The following is a 20182-nucleotide window of genomic DNA, read 5'->3' as shown; positions in this document are numbered from 1 at the left end:
AGCATGTCAACTTAACCGCTCTCCCTCTCGAAAGCGGATGCAAAGGTACAGACTTTTTTCATTCCTGCAATAGTTTAAACGACTTTTTTTCAAAAAAAATATCACTTTTCACGTAATATACTGTAAATCAAAATAAAAAAACAATTGAAAAAGTAATTGGATGTAAAAGGCAGATAGAAGGATAAAATTTACACACATTATAATAATTAAAAAAAGGCCATACCTGTATCACACAGACACGACCTCAGGAAAGAAAGAGAGTGTTTTTATTAATTTAATAATTAAGCATAATCATCACTATGCCATATCTTCAAGAGTGAAAACAGAACTTATTTCATTAAAGAAATCATGTGATATATCTTGAAGATTTTCTATAGCTTCATTTTCAGTTTCGCCATAAGCACAACATTGATTGTAATCTAACAAGTAAGCATAAAACTCACCATTTGGCAAACTTTCTATTACATAATTAACTTCATTCATATTCAGTCCTCCTGTTTTTTTAAGACACTGCAAAATTAATTACGCCGTATTACAATCAGAATAACAGGATGTTACGATGATATTAATTTAAATTTTCACTTTCTATCCTTACTTCGAAACACCTCTACCAAGAAAGCTACAATCATACCTAATCCGCCACCAAACAAAGTACTGGCCCCGTATATAATTGAAGCAGTTTCTCTAACTTGTCTATTCGCCTCATCAATCCAATACTCAGGCAAGGAATTACATATGATGATATATCCAATCAAGATACCAAGTCCTAAACCAAGCAACAGACACCCGAAACGGAGTGCAGAATATGAAGACGACATATTAAGCCCCTTAAACTTTCCCTCTGTCAAAGAGTTTTCAGAGAGCTTGTCTATCAACATCTGACGTTCCTTTTTTCCTACAAACAATTCGAACAACTTGTAAATTGTTCCGAAAACGATGGCTACATTTGCCACAATCATTAATTCTTCCATAAATGTGATATTTAAATATTAAAAAATTTGTTCCTTTGCCATATTAGACGACAGTTCAAGCTAAAGGTTACAATATAGCTACTACAAAAAAGAAAAAAATTATACCAGATGTAACCTTAAAGCTGTTCTTGCGTCTAAATAAACAAATGAAAAATGAGGAATTAAATATTATAACAAGAATATTGTCAGGAAAAACAGATGAGTTCACGTATTTCCTTGACACATACGGACAACAAGTATATAGTCTTATTGTCCGAATTGTCAGATCAGAAGCAGATGCCGAAGAGCTGACGCAAGACACATTCATGAAATGTTTTGAAAACCTTTCATCATTTAATGCAAAAAGCAGTTTCTCTACATGGCTCTATCGAATAGCTTACAACACAGCAATATCATTCACCAGAAAAAAAGAACCTGAGGTAAACGTATATGACGAAAAGATATGGAACACCATATCTGATACAGAAATAGATGAAACAATGAATGACGAGTCGGAAGAAAACATCAATAAACTACATAAAGCATTGACAATGTTACAACCTGACGAAAGAGCATTGATAACGTTATTCTACGAGCAGGAGAAAACAATCCAGGAAATACAGCAGATACTAAACGTAAAAGAGAGTTTTATAAAAGTAAAACTCCACAGGATCAGAAAAAAGCTATATATTCTAATGAAGAAAGAGGAGGAACTATAATGGGAAAAGCAACAAATTCAGATAATTTCAGAGTTGAAAGCACAGACAAATGTATTAGAAAAGCTGTTGGCATGCAGCAAAAATTCCGTTTGCCAAGCAACTTCAGCTATAAAATGATGGAAAAAATAAACGAAAAAATCCTACTTGAGGAAAAGCAACGTGAAAAAAGAACATTCGTTGCCATAATAATTACATCATTGTTAATGCTCACAGCATGTATATTAATCATTATAAGTTATACAAACATAACATTGACAGATATTACCAACAGAATTTCAAATGTCTCAATTTCTTCGGAAACATTGTTCTATCTGCCAATGCTGATTTCCCTGCCATTATTATTAGGATTCAATTTCTGGCTAAGAAAAAGATACGGGCACCTTATTAAACGTTAATATTCAAGCTATACCCAACAGTTCTATCTCAAAAATCAATGTCGAAAACCCAGGTATAGGCCCTGATGTACGTGTTCCATATCCCAGATTATATGGAATATATACCATCCATCTGTCGCCCACATGCATCAGTTTCAAGGCTATACGCCAACCGTCAATCACATCAGTCAGTCTCAACGCCTCAGGACAGTTACGTTTCCATGAATTATCAAACTCTCTGCCATTTATAAGCGTACCACGATAATGTACAGAAACTATACTTCTGTCAACTGGCGATACCTTTCCGTCTCCACTGTTGATTACTCTATAAAGTATGCCCGAAGGATGTTGCACCACACCTTCCTCAGCAGACATTTCTTTCAGAAATTCCTGATTCTTTATCTTGTACTCTTCTTTTTTTGCCATAAATACGTTTTTTATTCTGTACAAAGATATAAACAGAGCAGTAAAAACAAAAAAAAATCGGAGGACAAGATATTTACAATACCAAGTCCTCCGAAAACTATTTATTCTTCAAATATTATTTTCTGTAATTTAAAAGCTCTTCAGCACTGAACTTGCGGATGAAATTGAAATGCTTTTCAACTTCTGACTCTGCATAATTAACATATACGTTAAGTGACTGAGCGAACAGTTCAGGAGCCTTAGTAGCATCCTGCAGCAACAGATGACTCATTACGCACACAGCAGACATTTCGTAGAGACGACGTGAAACGAAATCAAGCAATTCCTGATTCATAGCTTCTTTCACGGCATTTGTACAAGCCTCAAGTTTGCGAGTCATGTCTTTAATTCTGTTCATATAGCCTTCGAATTCAGGAGCGCAAGGAATCAGTTCATATTCATGGAGAGTAGCTGCATAAGCACCGTTTGTTACATAACGGATAGCTGCAACTGTCTGCAACTGAGTAGTACCTTCATAGATACTTGTGATACGTGCATCACGATAAATACGCTGGCAAGCATATTCCATCATGAAACCAGAACCGCCATGTACCTGAATACAGTCGTATGCATTCTGGTTGGCATATTCAGAGTTCATACCCTTGGCAAGAGGAGTGAAGCTGTCGGCCAACTTAGCATATTTCTTCTGCTCCTGACGTTCTTCCGGAGTAAGTTTGCGTTCGCGTGCAATATCATCAAGAGCCTTATAGATATCCACATAGCGTGCAGTCTGATACAACAGAGCACGACCTGCATCAAGTTTAGCTTTGATAGTAGCCAGCATATCATATACCGCAGGGAATTCAATGATAGCCTTACCGAACTGCTTACGATCCTTAGCATAAGCCAAAGCTTCATTGTACGCAGCCTGGCTCAGACCTACTGACTGAGCAGCAATACCAAGACGGGCACCGTTCATAAGAGCCATAACGTACTTGATAAGTCCCAACTTGCGTTCACCGCAAAGTTCTGCTTTTGCATTCTTGTAAACAAGCTCGCATGTAGGAGAACCGTGGATACCAAGCTTATTTTCTATACGGCGTACATCTACCCCACCATCGTTCTTGTCGTAGATAAACATAGAAAGGCCACGACCGTCGTGTGTACCTTCTTCCGAACGTGCAAGTACAAGGTGCAAGTTTGCATCACCATTAGTGATGAAACGCTTAACACCGTTCAGACGCCAACAGTTATTAGCCTCATCGTATGTAGCCTTAAGCATAACACTCTGAAGGTCTGAACCAGCATCCGGCTCAGTCAAGTCCATAGACATTGTTTCGCCTGCACAGATACGAGGTATGAAACGGCTGTGCTGATCTTCATTACCGAACTCATAAAGAGTTTCGATACAGTCCTGAAGAGACCAGATATTACCAAAACCGGCATCTGCCTGTGCTACGATTTCCGCACACATAGTATATGGAGTGATAGGGAAATTAAGACCTCCGTAACGGCGAGGCATTGTCATACCGTTAAGTCCGGCCTTAACCATAGCATCAAGGTTAGCTTTTGTACCGGACGCATATTCCACACGTCCGTTTGCACAGTGAGGACCTTCTTCGTCAACGCCTTCAGCATTGGCTGCAATCACCTCACCTGTAATTTCGCCTGTTATTTCAAGCACTTTATCATATGAATCGATTGCATCAGCATAGTCCTGTGGTGCATAATCGTATTCTTCCTTATCTCTATAATCGCGTTCTTTCAACTGACAGATACGCTCCATCAACGGATTGTTCAAGTGAAACTTGAGTTCCGGATGTTCTGTATAAAAGTTTGCCATTATTTACTGTTTTTCTTATAATACTTAATCATTTTCGGAATCACTTCTTCCACTGTTCCGTTAATCACATAGTCTGCTATCGCATTGATAGGAGCATTCTCATCATTGTTTACAGAGATGATGATACCTGCATCCTGCATACCTGCAATGTGCTGGATCTGTCCTGAGATACCACATGCGATATACAATTTAGGATGAACAGTTACACCTGTCTGGCCAATCTGACGGTCATGGTCGCAGAATCCGGCATCAACAGCTGCACGGCTTGCACCAACTTCAGCATGGAGTTCTTTTGCAAGTTCGAACAACATGTCAAAACCTTCCTTAGAACCCATACCGTAACCACCGGCGATAACGATAGGAGCACCTTTCAGATTGTGTTTAGCTTTTTCAACGTGGCGGTCGATTACTTTCACTACATAGTCTGTTTCAGGAACAAACTTAGCCACGTCATGACGAATCACTTCACCCTGATAGTTTTCATCAAGAATTTCTTTCTTCATCACACCCTCACGCACTGTAGCCATCTGAGGACGGTGTTCAGGATTGATGATAGTAGCAACGATGTTACCACCGAAAGCAGGACGAATCTGATAAAGCAGATTTTCGTATGTAATACCTGCCTTTTTATCCTCATGACTACCTATTTCCAACTGAGTACAGTCGGCAGTCAGACCACTTGTCAATGCAGAAGAAACACGAGGACCAAGGTCACGACCGATAACGGTAGCACCCATAAGACAGATCTGAGGTTTTTCCTGCTTGAAAAGATTTACGAGAATAGATGAATGAGGAAGAGAAGTATAAGGGAACAGCCCCGGAGCATCGAACACGTGAACACGGTCAACTCCATACGGCAAAACTTGTTTTTCTACATCAGTAAGGTCGCTTCCGGCACAAATAGCTTCAAGCTGGCATCCCAACTCATTGGCTAACTTACGACCTTTAGTCAAAAGTTCGAGACTTACATCGGCAACATGGCTGCCTTCCATCTCACAATATACAAATACATTATTCATAGTCTTATCCTATAGTGTGGTTAGCCAAAAGTTCAACAATAAGGTTTTCTACATCAGCATCACTTCCTGTGATAGTCTTGCTTTCCTTAGCCTGGAAGATAATGTTTTCAATCTTCTTCACTTTTGTAGGAGAGCCTGACAGACCACACTGCTTTGTATCACCGTTTACGTCGGCTACACTCCATTCAGTGATATTCAGATACGGACGGCTTTCGTAAAGCGAAGCGTATGGAAGTTCAGCACCATCTTTTGTTATGGCAGCCTTTTCCTGTGCGCCAAGAGCACGTTTATATTTCTGAACCAGTTTTGCATTACGCGGACGACAAGGAGCAGCACTACCGTTTACTGTCAACACAATAGGCAATGGACCTTCTACAGTTTCAACACCACCGTCGATATGACGTTTAACACGGATGCATCCGTCTTTCACTTCCTGGATTTCCTCTACGTATGTAATCTGAGGTAATCCCAGTTTTTCAGCTACCTGAGGACCAACCTGAGCAGTATCACCATCGATAGCCTGACGGCCACCAACTATGATGTCATACTCGCCAATTTTACGGATGGCAGTTGCAAGAGCATAAGAAGTAGCCAGTGTATCTGCACCTGCAAAAGCACGGTCTGTTAGCAGATAGCCGTTGTCAGCACCTCTATATAAACCTTCACGAATGATTTCTGCAGCACGACCCGGACCCATAGTCAACATAGTTACAGTAGAACCAGGATGAGCGTCTTTCAGTCTGAGAGCCTGCTCCAAGGCATTCAAGTCTTCCGGGTTGAAAATTGCCGGAAGAGCAGAACGGTTAATTGTTCCGTCTGCATTCATGGCATCTTTCCCAACACAACGAGTATCAGGAACTTGTTTTGCCAATACTACAATTTTTAAACTCATTAGATAAAATATTTTGGTATTAGTAATTTTCTGACGGCAAATTTAATGAAAGCATTTATACTACAAAACGAAATACCACAAAATATGCACATAATGAGTAGAAATGAGCAAATTAAAACAATAAAAAAACGTGCGCACGTTCGGTTTAAAACGTGCGTTCATTCGATCCAAAACGTGCGCACGTTTTACCTTAAACGACAGTTCATTTAATTTTTGACTTTTAAACCTATTATTTTGACGGGGCGAAGATAATATTTCACAGTCTTACCGGCTGGCCCCATTTCTATCTTTCCAGACATATTAAATGCGTATTCTCCATTCTCGCATAAATACCTGTTTCCTGCATTATCGTTTGGGGTATAAAAAATATTGTGACCATTCTCTTCCAGATAAGGATTAAGTTCGTCCAGTTCAGTAGAAAATTCCTTAAAAAATTCCTGAGCCTCATCTTTTGTGAAAGTTCTCCATCCGGAAATACCATCAATCTCGTATCCTTTCAGTATTTCCATAGCTTCTCCCTCTTTATAAATCTGATACCATTGGTCGGGAGATATAATAGTAGCTTGCGCCTCCCCGACACCAATCTCTTCCAGTTTCCATAAATAGAAAGGTCCCCAAATTTTATTGGCAGAAGGCATAGTTTCTACATAAAACACATCAATATCCTCATCGAATGAGCTTCCATCGGACTCCTCACCTTCTCCATCCTGTTCATTTTCGTCATTTTCATCATCTGCCGGTTTTTCATTTTCAAAATCCATAACGATTTCCTCTTCCATTTTCCAGGCACTAATCTGAAAATCTCCGTCCATACTCAAATCCTCATCATATCCACCCGTAAACTTATAAGGTTGTCCGACACTCAATCCTTCGGCAAACGTATAAGAATATTTCTTTATTTCATCACCATAATCAAGATTTACAATAACACTGGTCTTTACTCCTTCGGCCGGGAATATAAATTTCTGACCGGAAAGCCATTTACCATTATTTAAATTACATTCCAAAGAGGCAGCTTGTGTTCTGTCGGAGAAACCTCCTTCAATCTGATAGCCACAACTAACCGGAGATACTTCCACCTGGATTTTCTTTACTTCGGAAGGTATATTTGTAAACTCAAACTCTAAAGACGCTACTATATACGATGGGATAAGATTAATTTCAGTCTGTTTCTCCAGATTTATCGAAGAATGTGCTGCCATTAAAGGTATGTCCGAGACACCACTTCCATTGACTGAGATTATAGGTTTCCCTGAAATATCATTTACTTTCGAATAACTCTCTTCTCCTATACCTAAAAATGCATTTATTGAATATTCACCTGGGATAAGTGTAGCCACTATACCCTCACCTTCCAAATAATTAAAGTCTGTAACAACTGAACTGGTCTTATCAACGCAATATATCCTGACAGGATAGTCTATATCAAGAATATCGCCCACCGCATTCTTTTGAAAATTTATATATACGTTTATATTGTCTGTGCCATCTGTACCATCTTCATTGATGGCATATCGGCTACATGAAAAAAGAAGTGACGCAACAAGGAGTAGAAATATATTCAGTTTCATAAGAAGTCCATATTTTAATATATAACTGTATATGTCACTGATTGTACCCCTTTTATATAAAAAAAGCTATATACCGCCCACAAGAAACGGTATATAGCAATCGGTTTAATTATAAAAAAAGTAAATATTATTTTCTATAAGCAATAGTTGCAGATTGAGGTGCTGCAACAAGAGTCTTTCCTTTAGTATCTTTCAAACCTTTTTCTGGAGAAATCTTTCCGTCATAGCACACCATCCTGTATGTACCCTCAGGCACCTCAACTCTTACAGTCTCAGCTTTAGCATTAAAGATTACAGTTATATCTTTCCACTCCTCTCCTGCAGGCTGACCTTTGATACGGAACGCCACTACACCTTCTCGTCCCGGATTAATAAATTCAAGATGTTCGTAAACCTTTTCCGCAGAACCTAAACGGAACGCAGGATGCGCTTTTCGTAAAGCTATAAGTCCCTTTATATATTCGTACGAGTCGTTATGTTCTTTTTTCAGACGCCAGTCTATGACATTTATTGAATCAGGACTGTTGAAAGAATTCTTTACCCCTTTCTTGTCGCGCATAAGTTCATCACCTGTAAAGATGAAAGGAACACCCTGCGATGTAAATACTGCTGTTTCTGCCAATTTCAATAAACGCATGCGCTGCTTGGTGTCAGCCTTTGGAGCAGTAATAAGAAGACGGTCGCCTATACAATGGTCATCATGACAGCTGATATAACTTATCATCTGAGTTGGCTGTGCTGTCCATGATGCCGGATAATCTTTCAAAGCCTCTTTCAACTGCGGATGAGGTAGTGCAGCAGCAATACCGAACATTACCCCCGACTCATATCCCTTACCTTCAGTGACAAAAGCACCCTTAGTATCGTCACTCCATGAGCCACGCAAACTGTCGCGGAATTCATCGCTGAATGCAGCAATGCCAGGCATCTGCCATGTGTTGGCCTTCATCGCCAGTTTTTCTTTAGGATATTTAGGAGCACTTGCAGCCCATCCTTCGCCATAGATGAATATTGTAGGATCAATTTTGTCAAGCTCCGCACGGATGGCCTTCATAGTCTCTATATCGTGTATCCCCATAAGGTCAAAACGGAAACCATCTACATGATATTCGTTTACCCAATGTTTCACTGATTCCACAATATAACGACGTACCATCTCACGGTCGCTGGCTGTTTCGTTTCCACAGCCTGAACCATTGGCAAATGTTCCATCCTCATTCTGACGATAGAAATATCCAGGTACAGTCAATTCAAAATTACTGTGTTCTGTATTGAAAGTATGATTATATACCACATCCATTATCACCCTGATGCCAGCCCTATGGAGCGACTGCACCATCTGCTTGAACTCACGTATTCTGACTTCAGGCTTGTACGGATCTGTTGAATATGAGCCATCAGGCACATTGTAGTTCTGAGGGTCATATCCCCAATTATACTGAGGTGTATCAAGCTTAGTTTCATCTACAGACGCATAATCGTATGACGGAAGAATATGAACATGAGTGATACCCAGCTCCTTCAAGTGGTCAATACCTGTAGTCTGTCCATAAATATTCCTCGTTCCTTCTTCAGTCAACGCAAGAAATTTTCCCTTGTTATTTATACCCGACAAACTGTCCAATGAGAAATCACGATGATGCATTTCATACAGAATAATGTCATTGAAACTCTTCAGTTCCGGACGCTTGTCGTTTTCCCAACCTTCAGGATCAGTACTGTTCAAATCCAATATGGCAGCACGCTTACCGTTCACACCTACGGCCTTTGCCATTACTCCCGGAGTATCGTCAAGCCATTTGCCGTCGATACATACATTGAATGTATAGAACTTGCCGTTCAGATCTTCATCTATCTCTGCCATCCATTGGCCGTTATCGCCACGGCGCATTTTCACAGAATTAACAGCCTTACTGTCAAGTCCTTCGTCAAAGATATTGACCTTTACAGCCTCGGCAATAGGTGCCCACAACATAAAGTTAGTCGATTTTGGAGTATATACCATCTCCGTCCACTCTGAAGTGAAAGACGGATAGTCTGCATACGACTCATACTTATTAGTTTCTCCACAACTTATAGTAGTTACTATCAGTGGTAATGTCATCAATTGTTTTAGTTTTATCATGATATTATCGTCAAAATAAATAAAAAAATAATTAATCCCATAGAAATAATCCCAAATCTCTGAACTACTCAACTTTTCATATTCAGACTAATTCTTATCATATCATTTAGTTATTAACGAGGAAATTAGAATATATAACAAAATCATGTGGAGCTACAGTCGGCTGTGTTCCGGCAATATTACTTACCTGTTCAGCACTGATAAAGTTATAATATCCGCTCCAACCCGACGGAACTTGAGCTGAAGATGTCTGTTCTTCTGTCGTGAAATTACCCACAATGAAAAGTTTCTTTCCGTCTATACTTTCAATTGAAATATTACGGCATCCTTCCCAATAACTCTCGGATACTTCCCATCTGAATGTAGCATCAGAAGAGAAAAGCTGTGGCAGTTCACTTCTTAGTTTAAAAATCATGGTATAAGTCTCAGTGAGTTTCTTCCTATACTGATCATTCAGATACTCCCAATGCAAAGGTTTACGTCCCGTACGACCATTCTCTTCAATAGAAACATCATATCCCATTTCACCGAACTGCCATATCATCTTCGGTCCGGGCACAGTAAGGAAGAAAGCCGTATTTGTAGCCATACTTTTCATTCGGTTTGCCAAATTAGTCTTTAAGTCACCATTACCATATTCTTTTGACTTAAATGCAGTACGCTCTTCATCATGGCTTTCCATAAAGCTTATATATCCACCAAACTTCATATCATTAGTGCCTGTATATATTCCTTCAAAGCCACTGTCGTCTTGCCATCCCATTCCAGACTGGCAATACGCATTGTTACCATTTCTCCATAGTTTAAGACCATAGTCTGCAAGTTCTTTTTCTTCTTTATCACAACAGAAATGTTCCAATATAACCACAGCATTTTCGTTTGCCTCGTGAATAGCGTCATAATAATCTTTCAAAACGGCTATACGATTTTCATCATAGTCAGATGCGGTACTTTCATTACATTGACGCTGAGTGAAACCTTTTGTAAGATCAAAACGGAAACCATCTATCTTGTATTCATCAAGTAAGAATTTGAGGTTTCGTTTTACGAAAGTCTTTACAAGCTCTGATTCATGGTTGAAATCATGGAATACACTATAAGGATGAGGTGCGTCAACATTAAACCACGGATTCTCGGCAGCTGTCTTATTATTCTTGCTGTCCCAATACAATTTTGCAAAAGGATGTGCTCCTGTAGCATGATTATATACCACATCAAATAGAACAGCTATTCCCCTATTGTGACATTCATCAATAAATCTCTTATACATTTCCTTTGTTCCGTATGCTTTGTCCATGGCAAAGAAGAAGCATGGGTTATATCCCCAACTGTCGTTACCATCGAATTCCTGTACCGGCATCAGTTCTATGGCATTTATTCCAAGCCCTTCCAGATAGTCAAGCTTGCTCATCGCGCCATTAAGATCGGATGTTGAAGTAAAATCTCTGAGGTGCAACTCATATATAAGGAGATTATCTCTGTCATTTATCTTGAAATCATTATTCTGCCATGAATATTCATCCTTATTAATCTTGAATGTGGAAACTATTCCTATACCTTTCTCCGGATAAACCATTTCAGATGAAGGATATGTCGATTCAGGGATATACTTATCATTATCAGGGTCAAGAATCTTTTCAGAATATGCATCAGCCAGTCTGATTACATCACCGTCTTTAGTTCCTGTATAATATTGGAAGCGATATTCCTTTGCCGGGTCCAGATTTTCAACAGTTATCCACCAGCATCCGGCAGAATTATCCCTATACATTTGAGAAGTGCCGTCATTGGCTAATGTCCAGTTATTGAAATCACCTAATATGTATGCAAAGTCTTTATGATTTCCATTCTTATCCTTATCATAGAAAGCAAAAGTCACACTGCTTCCACTTGATATATTTATACCTTCTACTGTCCCTGCCGGCATAGTCTGCTCAATTATAGGAGCAGGTTGGAAAGCTGTGTATTTATTATCGGTTACCTCAATAAAAGAGTCTTCCTCTATTCCTTTCTTACTCCCATCGGAACTACGTATTACTATACCAAGTTTATTGATAGCAGTCTCACCGGAAGCAAACCATTCTCTTACAGACGGAGAAAGAGATATAGACCAGCAATTGTTATCCTTCTTCGTCATTTTACATTTGGCTATGTTCTCGTTCCATTCGGCAGGAACAAAGGTCCAAACATTTTCTGACACAATTCCAATATGTACATAAACATCTCCAGTATATCCATAAAGTTTGGACTTAGTAGAAGCTTTAAAGTTAATAGTAAGTTCTGAATCCGCATCTGGATTTTCAGGTAACCAAGTAAGTCCTTCCTGAAAATATTCTGTTTTTACATCTGAATCGTTTTTTGTACATGATGAGATTATTAAACAGAGTATTAATTGTAAAAAAATATTCTTTCTCATAACTAAAAACAAAAAGTGTACTGAGAATCAATATCCCAGCACACTTTATTTACAAATACTTATCTAAAAACTTATTTACTGCTTAATGAGTTCATAAGTGTAGCTTGGATTTGACAAATCAACAACAATCTGATAGTCTCCAGCACTAACAGGAATATTACCGCCTTTAGCAGCTAATTCTCCTTCTTTTTCCCCGGCACCGAAATCAACATCCCAAGCATCATTAGCTCTGAACTTTATTTCTCCATCAGTTAAAGTCGTGGTTACTTTTAGCTTAAGATCATTCGGATCATACACTAAATCTATGTCTTCATTCCAACCTCCAGATGTAGCACTACCTATAACACCAAAGTTCCGTAAATCAGCTTTATAAGTTAGATCCTTAATATTAACTGTTATATAATAATACCCTTTATCCTTCGTTAGATTACCGGCTTGAGCATCTGTGGATAAACTACCTTCAGCATCACCTGAACCATAATTGGGACCGTCCCAGTTATTTTGAGAAGTAAATTTGAACTCACCGTCCAAATATGCATAACCCTCATAATTCCCATCAGCATCAACCGGATAAACTTTACCAATAACCTCAGCTCCAGGATTCCAGCTTTGATGGTTTCCAACTACAAGTAAGAATTCAGGTCCTTCTATTGGAACAGAGGGTTCTGGTTCGTAAGGAATAATTCTCCAATTCTCATTATCTTGGCAACTTGTTCCAAACATGATGAATAAAGCAAGTGCAATTAAATATTTTATAGTTTTCATATAAATCATTTTTTAAGTTTGTCATTTCTTATAACCTGGATTTTGAGAAAGGTTAGCATTAACAGCTAATGTATTTGTATGGATTGGGAATACTTGCAAATAAGCTTCAGTCTTAGGTCTGTCTGTTATTGCATCATTGAATTTCTTGAATCTAATCAAATCTTGTCTTCTCCATCCTTCCCATGCTAATTCCAACAATCTTTCTTTCAGAATATTATCTAATGTCGCAGTAACTTGAGGAGCTCCAACTCTATTTCTCACCTGATCAAGGTCAGCCTGTCCACTCTTACCATCACGAATCAATGCTTCAGCTCTCATTAATAATACATCCGCATATCTGAAAAGAACCCAATCGTTATGAGGGCATTGGCCATCTTCAGTAGCAGTAGCATCTGCTTCATATTTATACATACGTGCGCCTGCCATTTTCATTGATGTGTCACTCTTATCAAACATTAATTTTACAGCCATTGGCAGATATTCAAGTTCTTCTCCAGTCTCGCTAAGAATAACATACTTACCATCCGGACCTTTCACCTTTCCTGTATAATATGTCAAGTCAAGTCTTGGATCAGGATTAGCCGTTCCATAACCAAATGCATTCATAGCTTCAATTGTTGCAGACGATCCGTTCCATCCTCCATTACCAAATCCATAAGCCTTACCTACATCATAATGTCTTGAACGGACCAAATACATATTTCTTGCTTTATATAACGATGGATCCATTGGGATTACAAATATATTTTCCTGTGAACCTTCATTATTTACTGCAAAATTTGAAAGGAATCCATCTGTCCCTTGGTTTAATGCATATCCGGAATTTGTTATTAAATCAGAGTAAGCAACAACAGCTTCCCAACAATTCATTTCTGTATCACCAACTTTGAATTTAATATTCTTTCCATCAGGACGTACATTGTCTGTCCAGTCATCATCGGTATAAACTTCAGCATTTAAAGCAAGCTTAGCCATGAGGAAATATGCAGCAGCCTTCGTCATTCTACCATAATATTCTCCCGGATCTGCACTCTTTTCATCCTCTAATAGTGGAATGGATTCTTCCAATTCTTTTTTTACAAAGTTAAATACTTCAGTACGTGTAGCTTGTTTTACATCCTTCATTTGAGTTAATGAAGACTCTACAATAGGTACTCTCGCATACATATCCAACAGATAGAAGTAATACATAGCTCGCAAAGCTCTTACTTCAGATTGATAGACTTCATAATATGGGTTACTTGGATCTGCTTCTTTTAAACTCTCCAACTTGTCAATTGACTGATTACATTGAACTATAAATCCATATAGATAATCCCAAGTTGCAATAATAAGGTCATTATTTTCACCCCAATTATGAGTAAACAGATTTCTCCACAGACCACCATCATCCCAGTCGCCACCTCTTGTAGGAAGAATAGCTTCATCAGCTGTAAAAGTATTAAGATCGTATAGTCCACGGTCTGTTCCGGCTAATCCTTTACCTCCACCGTCGCCACCTATCATTGTGTATAAGTTTGCAACAGTATTCAGATAAATCATTTGAGGATTCTTGTATGCTTCATTTTCAGGCATCTGATCTTTAGGATTCTCTTCCAAGAATGAAGCACAGCTGCTTAATCCTAAAATTGCAGCCATCGTAATACTATATAAAATCTTTTTTTTCATAATTCTTCAATTTAAAAATTAACACTTAGTCCGATTGAATAAGTACGAGTAAGAGGATAGAACTGTTTATCGTCAATACCCAAACTGCTTGATACTGTAGAACTATTAATCATAGGAGATAATCCTGAATAGTTTGTAAATGTAAACAGATTGTTTACAGAGAATGTAACTCTTAAAGAATTGATATTTTTCAAATTCTGAGTATTCAGATTCCATCCTAAAGTTACATAGTCGATATGTAGATAATCACCTCTTTCCAACCAATAATCTGTTACAGTCTGGTCATGGATATTCAACTTAGGAGCATCTGTAAGGACGTTATATGTTGGGAACAGACTCATATTCATATATGACAGAGATGTACCATTATAAATTTTGTGTCCAAATGCACCACTAAATTGTGCCTGAATATCAAATTGTTTATATCTGAAGTTTACATTACCACCTAAATAGAACTTTGGAATTGCCTGACCAGCAATATAACGGTCTTTTCCATCAGACAGGTCTATACCTTCCTGACCATCAATATCAAGAATATGATATGTATATTCACCATTACCTTTCATATCAATAATTCCATCACATTTTGGTAAATAGAATACACCCAAAGGTTGTCCTACCATCTGGTAAATAATTTGGTTATTACCGCCAATGAATCCAGCTCCATTCATACCTCCAAGATTCATAAATTCTTTAGCATTCAGTTCTTGCCCCATATAAGTTCCACTTAATGAAAGCAATTTATTTTTTTGCCATGAGAAATTGGCAGATATATTTAATTCCATATCCTTATTCTTTAAAGGAGTTCCTGAGATTGCGACTTCAACTCCTGTATTTTCCATTTCCCCAAGATTGGCAAGTAATGTATTAAACGCAAACGGAGGTACAGGAACAGCATAATTATAAAGCAAATCACTAGTCTTTGAGTAGTAATAATCCAATGTAGCAGTTAATCTGTCTTCGAAAAATCCAGCATCAATACCTACATCAAACATTCTCTTAACTTCCCATTTAAGATCAGGATTCTCATTTCTGTTAATTCCATATGTTGTGACAGGCTTGCCATTAATAGTTGTAACACCTGTAGGACTCATAAGTCTTAATGAGTTATATGCACTAATAGCATCTTGGTTACCTGTAAGACCATAACCTGTCCTTATCTTTAAATTACTGACTACATCAACATTCTTAAGAAAAGCTTCCTCTTTAAGAACCCAAGCAAGAGATGCAGATGGGAAGAAGCCCCATTTGTTGTTTGCTCCTAATTTTGAGGAACCGTCAGCACGCATATTAACAGTAGCAATATACTTGTCAGCATAACTATAGTTAAAACGTCCCATGAATGAAGCCAATGAATATCCGTTCAAGAAAGAACCGACATCACCATATTTAACTTCCGCACCAGCACCCAGATTATTATATTCAAAGAAATTTGTTCCAAACTGTTTAGCTTTTGCATTGAAACCTGAGTATGAATATTTCTGCAATTCAGACAAACCAAGGATATCAACATAATGTAACCCAAATGCCTTTTTATAATTTGCAGTAAAGTTACCCAAAAGGACTCCACTCTTGTTGTCATATTTCTCAGCTATACCGTTTTGTCCCAAACCAGCCTTAATATTTGTAGGAGTATATTTTGAATTTTCCTTAACATTATAGGTATAAGATCCAAAAGCACTCAGTTTAAGACCATCAATAACAGTCCATGTTATCCTGGCATTAGCATTTATATAGCTGTTTGATTCTACATCTTTTATAGTAAGTCGGCCAAGAGGGTTTTGAGTTTCGTTTGCATTAGGATCTTCCGGCCATGTACCATCTGCATTAGCAAAATCAGGGAAAGTTGGATTAAATGAAGCAGCAGAATAGAAAGTCTTCTGATAATCATTTACATACCTTTTATCAACTTTGGAAGCAAACATACCAAAATCAATCTTAACTTTATCGTTAAACATTGTTTGAGAAGCATCAAGTTTTGCTGTATAGTTTCTCATATAATTATCAAGGATAATACCCTTTTGATCTATTACTCCTATAGAAGCACGATAATTAGATGATTCTGTTCCTGCACCAAACGAAAGTCTATGATTTTGAGTATAACCTGTCTGTTGCATTGCCTCAATAAAGTTAGTATTATATCCCATATCAAGAGCATTGGCATAACCTCTATCAGCAACAATTTGACGGTATGCGTTTGCATCAAGCATCTCTAAGTTCTTATATACAGTCTCTATACCGAAACTACCATCATAACTCAATGTTTTAGTTCCATTTTTACCTTTTATTGTAGTTACAACAATAACACCACTAGCACCTCTTGAACCATACTGTGCAGTTTCTGAAGCATCTTTAAGAACTGTAAAGCTCTCTATATCTGCTGGAGAAATAGCGTTAAGCATAGACAAATCTCCAAAAACCCCATCTATAATAACAAGCGGATCATTACCTCCAGAAAGAGAAGTTGTACCACGTACACGAATAGAAGCAGAAGCTGTTGGATCGCCTCCAGTTTTAGCGATATTCACACCAGCAATCTTACCTTTAATAGCTTGAAGAGGATTTGTAACAACTCCAGCATTCATTTCTTCACGACCAACACGTTTGATTGCTCCTGATACTGTACGCTGGCTTCCTGTTGCATAACCAATTACAATTACATCATCAAGCAATTCTGCATCTTCCTTTAAAACAATTTGCATATCCGTACTTGCAGGAAGTTCTTGTGATTGATAGCCGACAAAAGATACAACAAGTATATCTCCTTGGCTAGCTTCTAAACTAAAGTTTCCGTCGAAATCAGTAATACAGCCATTAGTTGTACCCTTCACAACAACATTTGCACCAATTACGGGTTCTCCAGTTTTGTCTTTCACGACACCTTTGACTGTTATTGCTTGTGCAAAGCCTTGTACAGCCATCAGCATTCCTACCAAACATAATAGCAGGAATTTTCCATTAGAATTTAAGATTTTACTTTTCATTTGTTATTTAATTAAGTGTTAATAAATAGCCTAAATAAAATATACCTATTGAAAACTTAGATTTACCCTAATAAAAACATCTTTCATATTTTGATTTTACAATACCTAACAGGCTGTTCCTACCTTTAAGTAACTGTATAAACCTAGTTTTTACCTTCAAAAATATATTATTCAGATTTTGTATGACTATTTGATTTCTTTAATTGATATAGCATAGCCACCACCTACACCAGCAGTAAGTTTAAGTTTTGACTTGTTTGTCACTTTTTTCTTGGTGATAGTATATGCCTGTGGATTATTATCCCAAGATGTTCCTTTTGCATCAGCATATATAATAGCCTCATATTTCTTGCCCGGAGTCAGGAAATCAAGTTTAAGATCGGATTTGTGTCCGTTATATCCGGCTGTACATCCTACATACCAGTCGTCTGTACCTTTGGCACGACGTGCAATAGTGATGTATTCACCCGGTTCAGCTTCAAGGTAACGGCTTTCGTCCCAGTCTATAGCCACATCCTTAATAAACTGGAAAGCATCCATAAAGCGTTCATAGTTTTCAGGAATGTCTGCTGCCATCTGAAGAGGGCTGTACATAGTGACATAAAGTGCCAACTGACGTACCAATGTACTGCGTACGTGAGATGTATTTGTAGGATTCATCTTACTGCAATCAAGCTCAAATATACCAGGAGTATAATCCATAGGACCTCCAATCAGACGAGTGAAAGGAAGTATAGTGGTATGATTTACGTTACTTCCACCGAATGATTCATATTCTGTTCCACGAGCTGACTCATTACCAATCAAATTAGGATATGTACGGCACAAACCTGTAGGACGTACTGCTTCATGAGCATTTACCATAATTTTATAGTCGGCAGCCTTTTTAACTGCGTAAAGATAGTGGTCAACCATCCACTGTCCGTAATGATGTTCTCCACGAGGAATAATATCGCCCACATATCCACTCTTAACAGAGTTATATCCGTTATCTACCATAAACTGATATGCCTTATCCATGTGGCGTTCATAGTTTCTTACAGAAGAAGATGTTTCATGGTGCATCATCATCTTAACACCCTTGCCGGCTGCGTAACGGTGAAGTTCTTTCACATCAAAGTCTGGATAAGGAGTTACGAAATCAAATACATAATCTTTTGTTTTACCAAACCAGTCTTCCCAACCTTCATTCCATCCTTCAACAAGTACTGCATCAAATCCGTGTGCAGCTGCAAAGTCAATATATTTCTTCACATTTTCTGTATTGGCAGAATGTTTTCCGTTAGGTTTGGTCTGTTTATAATCTGTAATTCCAAGTTTGACGCTAGGAACTTCATCAGTATAAGCCCATGAACCTTTTCCGGTAATCATATCCCACCATACACCGACATACTTCACAGGATGTATCCATGATGTATCTTCTATCTTACATGGTTCATTAAGGTTTAGTGTAACACGAGCAGCCAATATATTACGTGCATCGTCACTTGCTATCACAGTACGCCAAGGAGATACGCATGGAGTCTGCATGTGACCTTTATCACCTCTAGCATCAGGTGTAAGCCATGATTCAAAAATCATATTCTTGTCATCAAGATTAAGGTGCATGCATGAATAATCCACCAATGCTGCTTCATGAAGATTAATATACAGGCCATCATCTGTTTTCATCATAAGAGCTGTCTGAACTCCTGTAGGCGAGAATACATACTGAGATGAATTAGGAGTGATTGCGTCTTTCATTTTTCCACGAATTTCACTCAGACGTGATGTAGTGTAATCGTATTCCTGAGTATCATAATCTCCCGGAATCCAGAAAGCCGTATGGTCTCCAGCCATTGCAAACTGGGAATGTTCTTCCTTGATAATGAAATAATTAAGATTCTTCTGTTGAGGAAACTCATAGCGGAAGCCTAAACCATCGTTAAACAAGCGGAAACGTATTACTATGTAACGGTCATTTGACGGTTGGTCAAGTGTAACAGCCAGTTCGTTATAGTTATTACGAATTTCTTTTTCTTCTCCCCAAACAGGACTCCAAGTCTCATCAAAAGTGGAAGTACTTGTATCTTTTATTTTAAAACCAGTCATAAGATTGATTTTTGCATCAAGCTGATCTTTGTCTGTACGTTCCGTCCATTCGAAAGTTGTCTTCTTGTTTGCATCTTCTTTTTTAAGTTCAAGTCCCAATGTACTTGGTTTAATAATCGGTTTATCTTTATAAGAAAGTTCATAAACCGGTGCTCCTTCAGGACTGAGACTAAAATTCATGACGAAATTTCCATCAGGAGAAGTAAGTTTCTGGGCATTTACTGCCATAGCGAAACAAATACATGATGTTAATGAAAAAATACTTTTAAGGTTCATAGCTTTTCAGGTATTTAAGTTTTAAAATTTCAGGTTAAAAAACTCTCTGCTGCAAAAGTATTGTTCTTAGTAACGCTTTTATTG

The 20182-nt window shown here is 38.0% G+C and carries 15 protein-coding genes; 2 read left to right on the top strand and 13 right to left on the bottom strand.

Annotated features, from left to right (window positions below):
- Positions 1-297 precede the first annotated feature (297 nt).
- Positions 298-483 carry a type II toxin-antitoxin system HicB family antitoxin gene (locus H6A61_RS13205; RefSeq protein WP_154043850.1) on the bottom strand — a complete coding sequence of 62 codons (186 nt, stop codon included), beginning with the start codon at positions 481-483 and terminating at the stop codon, positions 298-300.
- A 95-nt stretch (positions 484-578) separates the two neighbouring features.
- On the bottom strand, positions 579-971 hold the full coding sequence (locus H6A61_RS13200) for a DUF6249 domain-containing protein (protein ID WP_154043849.1): 393 nt from the start codon (positions 969-971) through the stop codon (positions 579-581).
- 146 nt (positions 972-1117) lie between these two features.
- Here H6A61_RS13200 and H6A61_RS13195 point away from each other — a divergent pair, with 146 nt between their 5' ends.
- Both H6A61_RS13195 and H6A61_RS13190 read left to right on the top strand, forming a co-directional pair.
- Entirely contained in the window at positions 1118-1669 is a 552-nt protein-coding gene (locus tag H6A61_RS13195) for an RNA polymerase sigma factor (RefSeq protein WP_204394274.1), read from the top strand.
- Positions 1669-2064 (top strand): hypothetical protein, encoded by a 396-nt coding sequence (locus H6A61_RS13190; protein ID WP_204394272.1) that lies wholly within the window; start codon positions 1669-1671, stop codon positions 2062-2064. The genes H6A61_RS13195 and H6A61_RS13190 overlap by 1 nt, the downstream gene beginning before the upstream one ends.
- A gap of 3 nt (positions 2065-2067) precedes the next feature.
- Here the strand turns inward: H6A61_RS13190 and H6A61_RS13185 are convergent, their stop codons facing one another.
- From H6A61_RS13185 to H6A61_RS13135, 11 genes are all read right to left on the bottom strand, one after another.
- A complete protein-coding gene (locus tag H6A61_RS13185) occupies positions 2068-2469 on the bottom strand; it encodes an FKBP-type peptidyl-prolyl cis-trans isomerase (protein WP_204394270.1) in 402 nt (133 codons plus the stop codon).
- 115 nt (positions 2470-2584) lie between these two features.
- On the bottom strand, positions 2585-4291 hold the full coding sequence (locus H6A61_RS13180; protein WP_204394268.1) for an acyl-CoA dehydrogenase family protein: 1707 nt from the start codon (positions 4289-4291) through the stop codon (positions 2585-2587).
- On the bottom strand, positions 4291-5310 hold the full coding sequence (locus tag H6A61_RS13175) for an electron transfer flavoprotein subunit alpha/FixB family protein (protein ID WP_154043844.1): 1020 nt from the start codon (positions 5308-5310) through the stop codon (positions 4291-4293). The genes H6A61_RS13180 and H6A61_RS13175 overlap by 1 nt, the downstream gene beginning before the upstream one ends.
- A gap of 4 nt (positions 5311-5314) precedes the next feature.
- Positions 5315-6202, bottom strand: a complete 888-nt coding sequence (locus tag H6A61_RS13170) for an electron transfer flavoprotein subunit beta/FixA family protein (RefSeq protein ID WP_204394266.1) — start codon at positions 6200-6202, stop codon at positions 5315-5317.
- A gap of 206 nt (positions 6203-6408) precedes the next feature.
- Entirely contained in the window at positions 6409-7773 is a 1365-nt protein-coding gene (locus tag H6A61_RS13165; protein ID WP_204394264.1) for a hypothetical protein, read from the bottom strand.
- Between the two features lie 127 nt (positions 7774-7900).
- Entirely contained in the window at positions 7901-9895 is a 1995-nt protein-coding gene (gene pulA / locus H6A61_RS13160; RefSeq protein ID WP_204394278.1) for a type I pullulanase, read from the bottom strand.
- Between the two features lie 109 nt (positions 9896-10004).
- On the bottom strand, positions 10005-12314 hold the full coding sequence (locus H6A61_RS13155; RefSeq protein WP_204394262.1) for an alpha-amylase family glycosyl hydrolase: 2310 nt from the start codon (positions 12312-12314) through the stop codon (positions 10005-10007).
- Positions 12315-12389: 75 nt separating this feature from the next.
- Positions 12390-13079 carry a hypothetical protein gene (locus tag H6A61_RS13150; RefSeq protein ID WP_204394260.1) on the bottom strand — a complete coding sequence of 230 codons (690 nt, stop codon included), beginning with the start codon at positions 13077-13079 and terminating at the stop codon, positions 12390-12392.
- 21 nt (positions 13080-13100) lie between these two features.
- Positions 13101-14747, bottom strand: a complete 1647-nt coding sequence (locus H6A61_RS13145; protein ID WP_204394258.1) for a RagB/SusD family nutrient uptake outer membrane protein — start codon at positions 14745-14747, stop codon at positions 13101-13103.
- Between the two features lie 11 nt (positions 14748-14758).
- Positions 14759-17731, bottom strand: coding sequence for a SusC/RagA family TonB-linked outer membrane protein (locus H6A61_RS13140; protein ID WP_239469218.1), 2973 nt, complete (start codon positions 17729-17731; stop codon positions 14759-14761).
- Between the two features lie 186 nt (positions 17732-17917).
- A complete protein-coding gene (locus H6A61_RS13135; RefSeq protein WP_204394255.1) occupies positions 17918-20098 on the bottom strand; it encodes a glycoside hydrolase family 97 protein in 2181 nt (726 codons plus the stop codon).
- Positions 20099-20182: the final 84 nt, after the last annotated feature.

Origin of the sequence: Bacteroides caecigallinarum (assembly GCF_016901995.1) — a bacterium.
Taxonomy (GTDB): Bacteria; Bacteroidota; Bacteroidia; order Bacteroidales; family Bacteroidaceae; genus Phocaeicola; species Phocaeicola cellulolyticus.
Note: the sequence above shows the minus strand (reverse complement) of the source record. Positions and strands in the feature narration are given on the sequence as shown.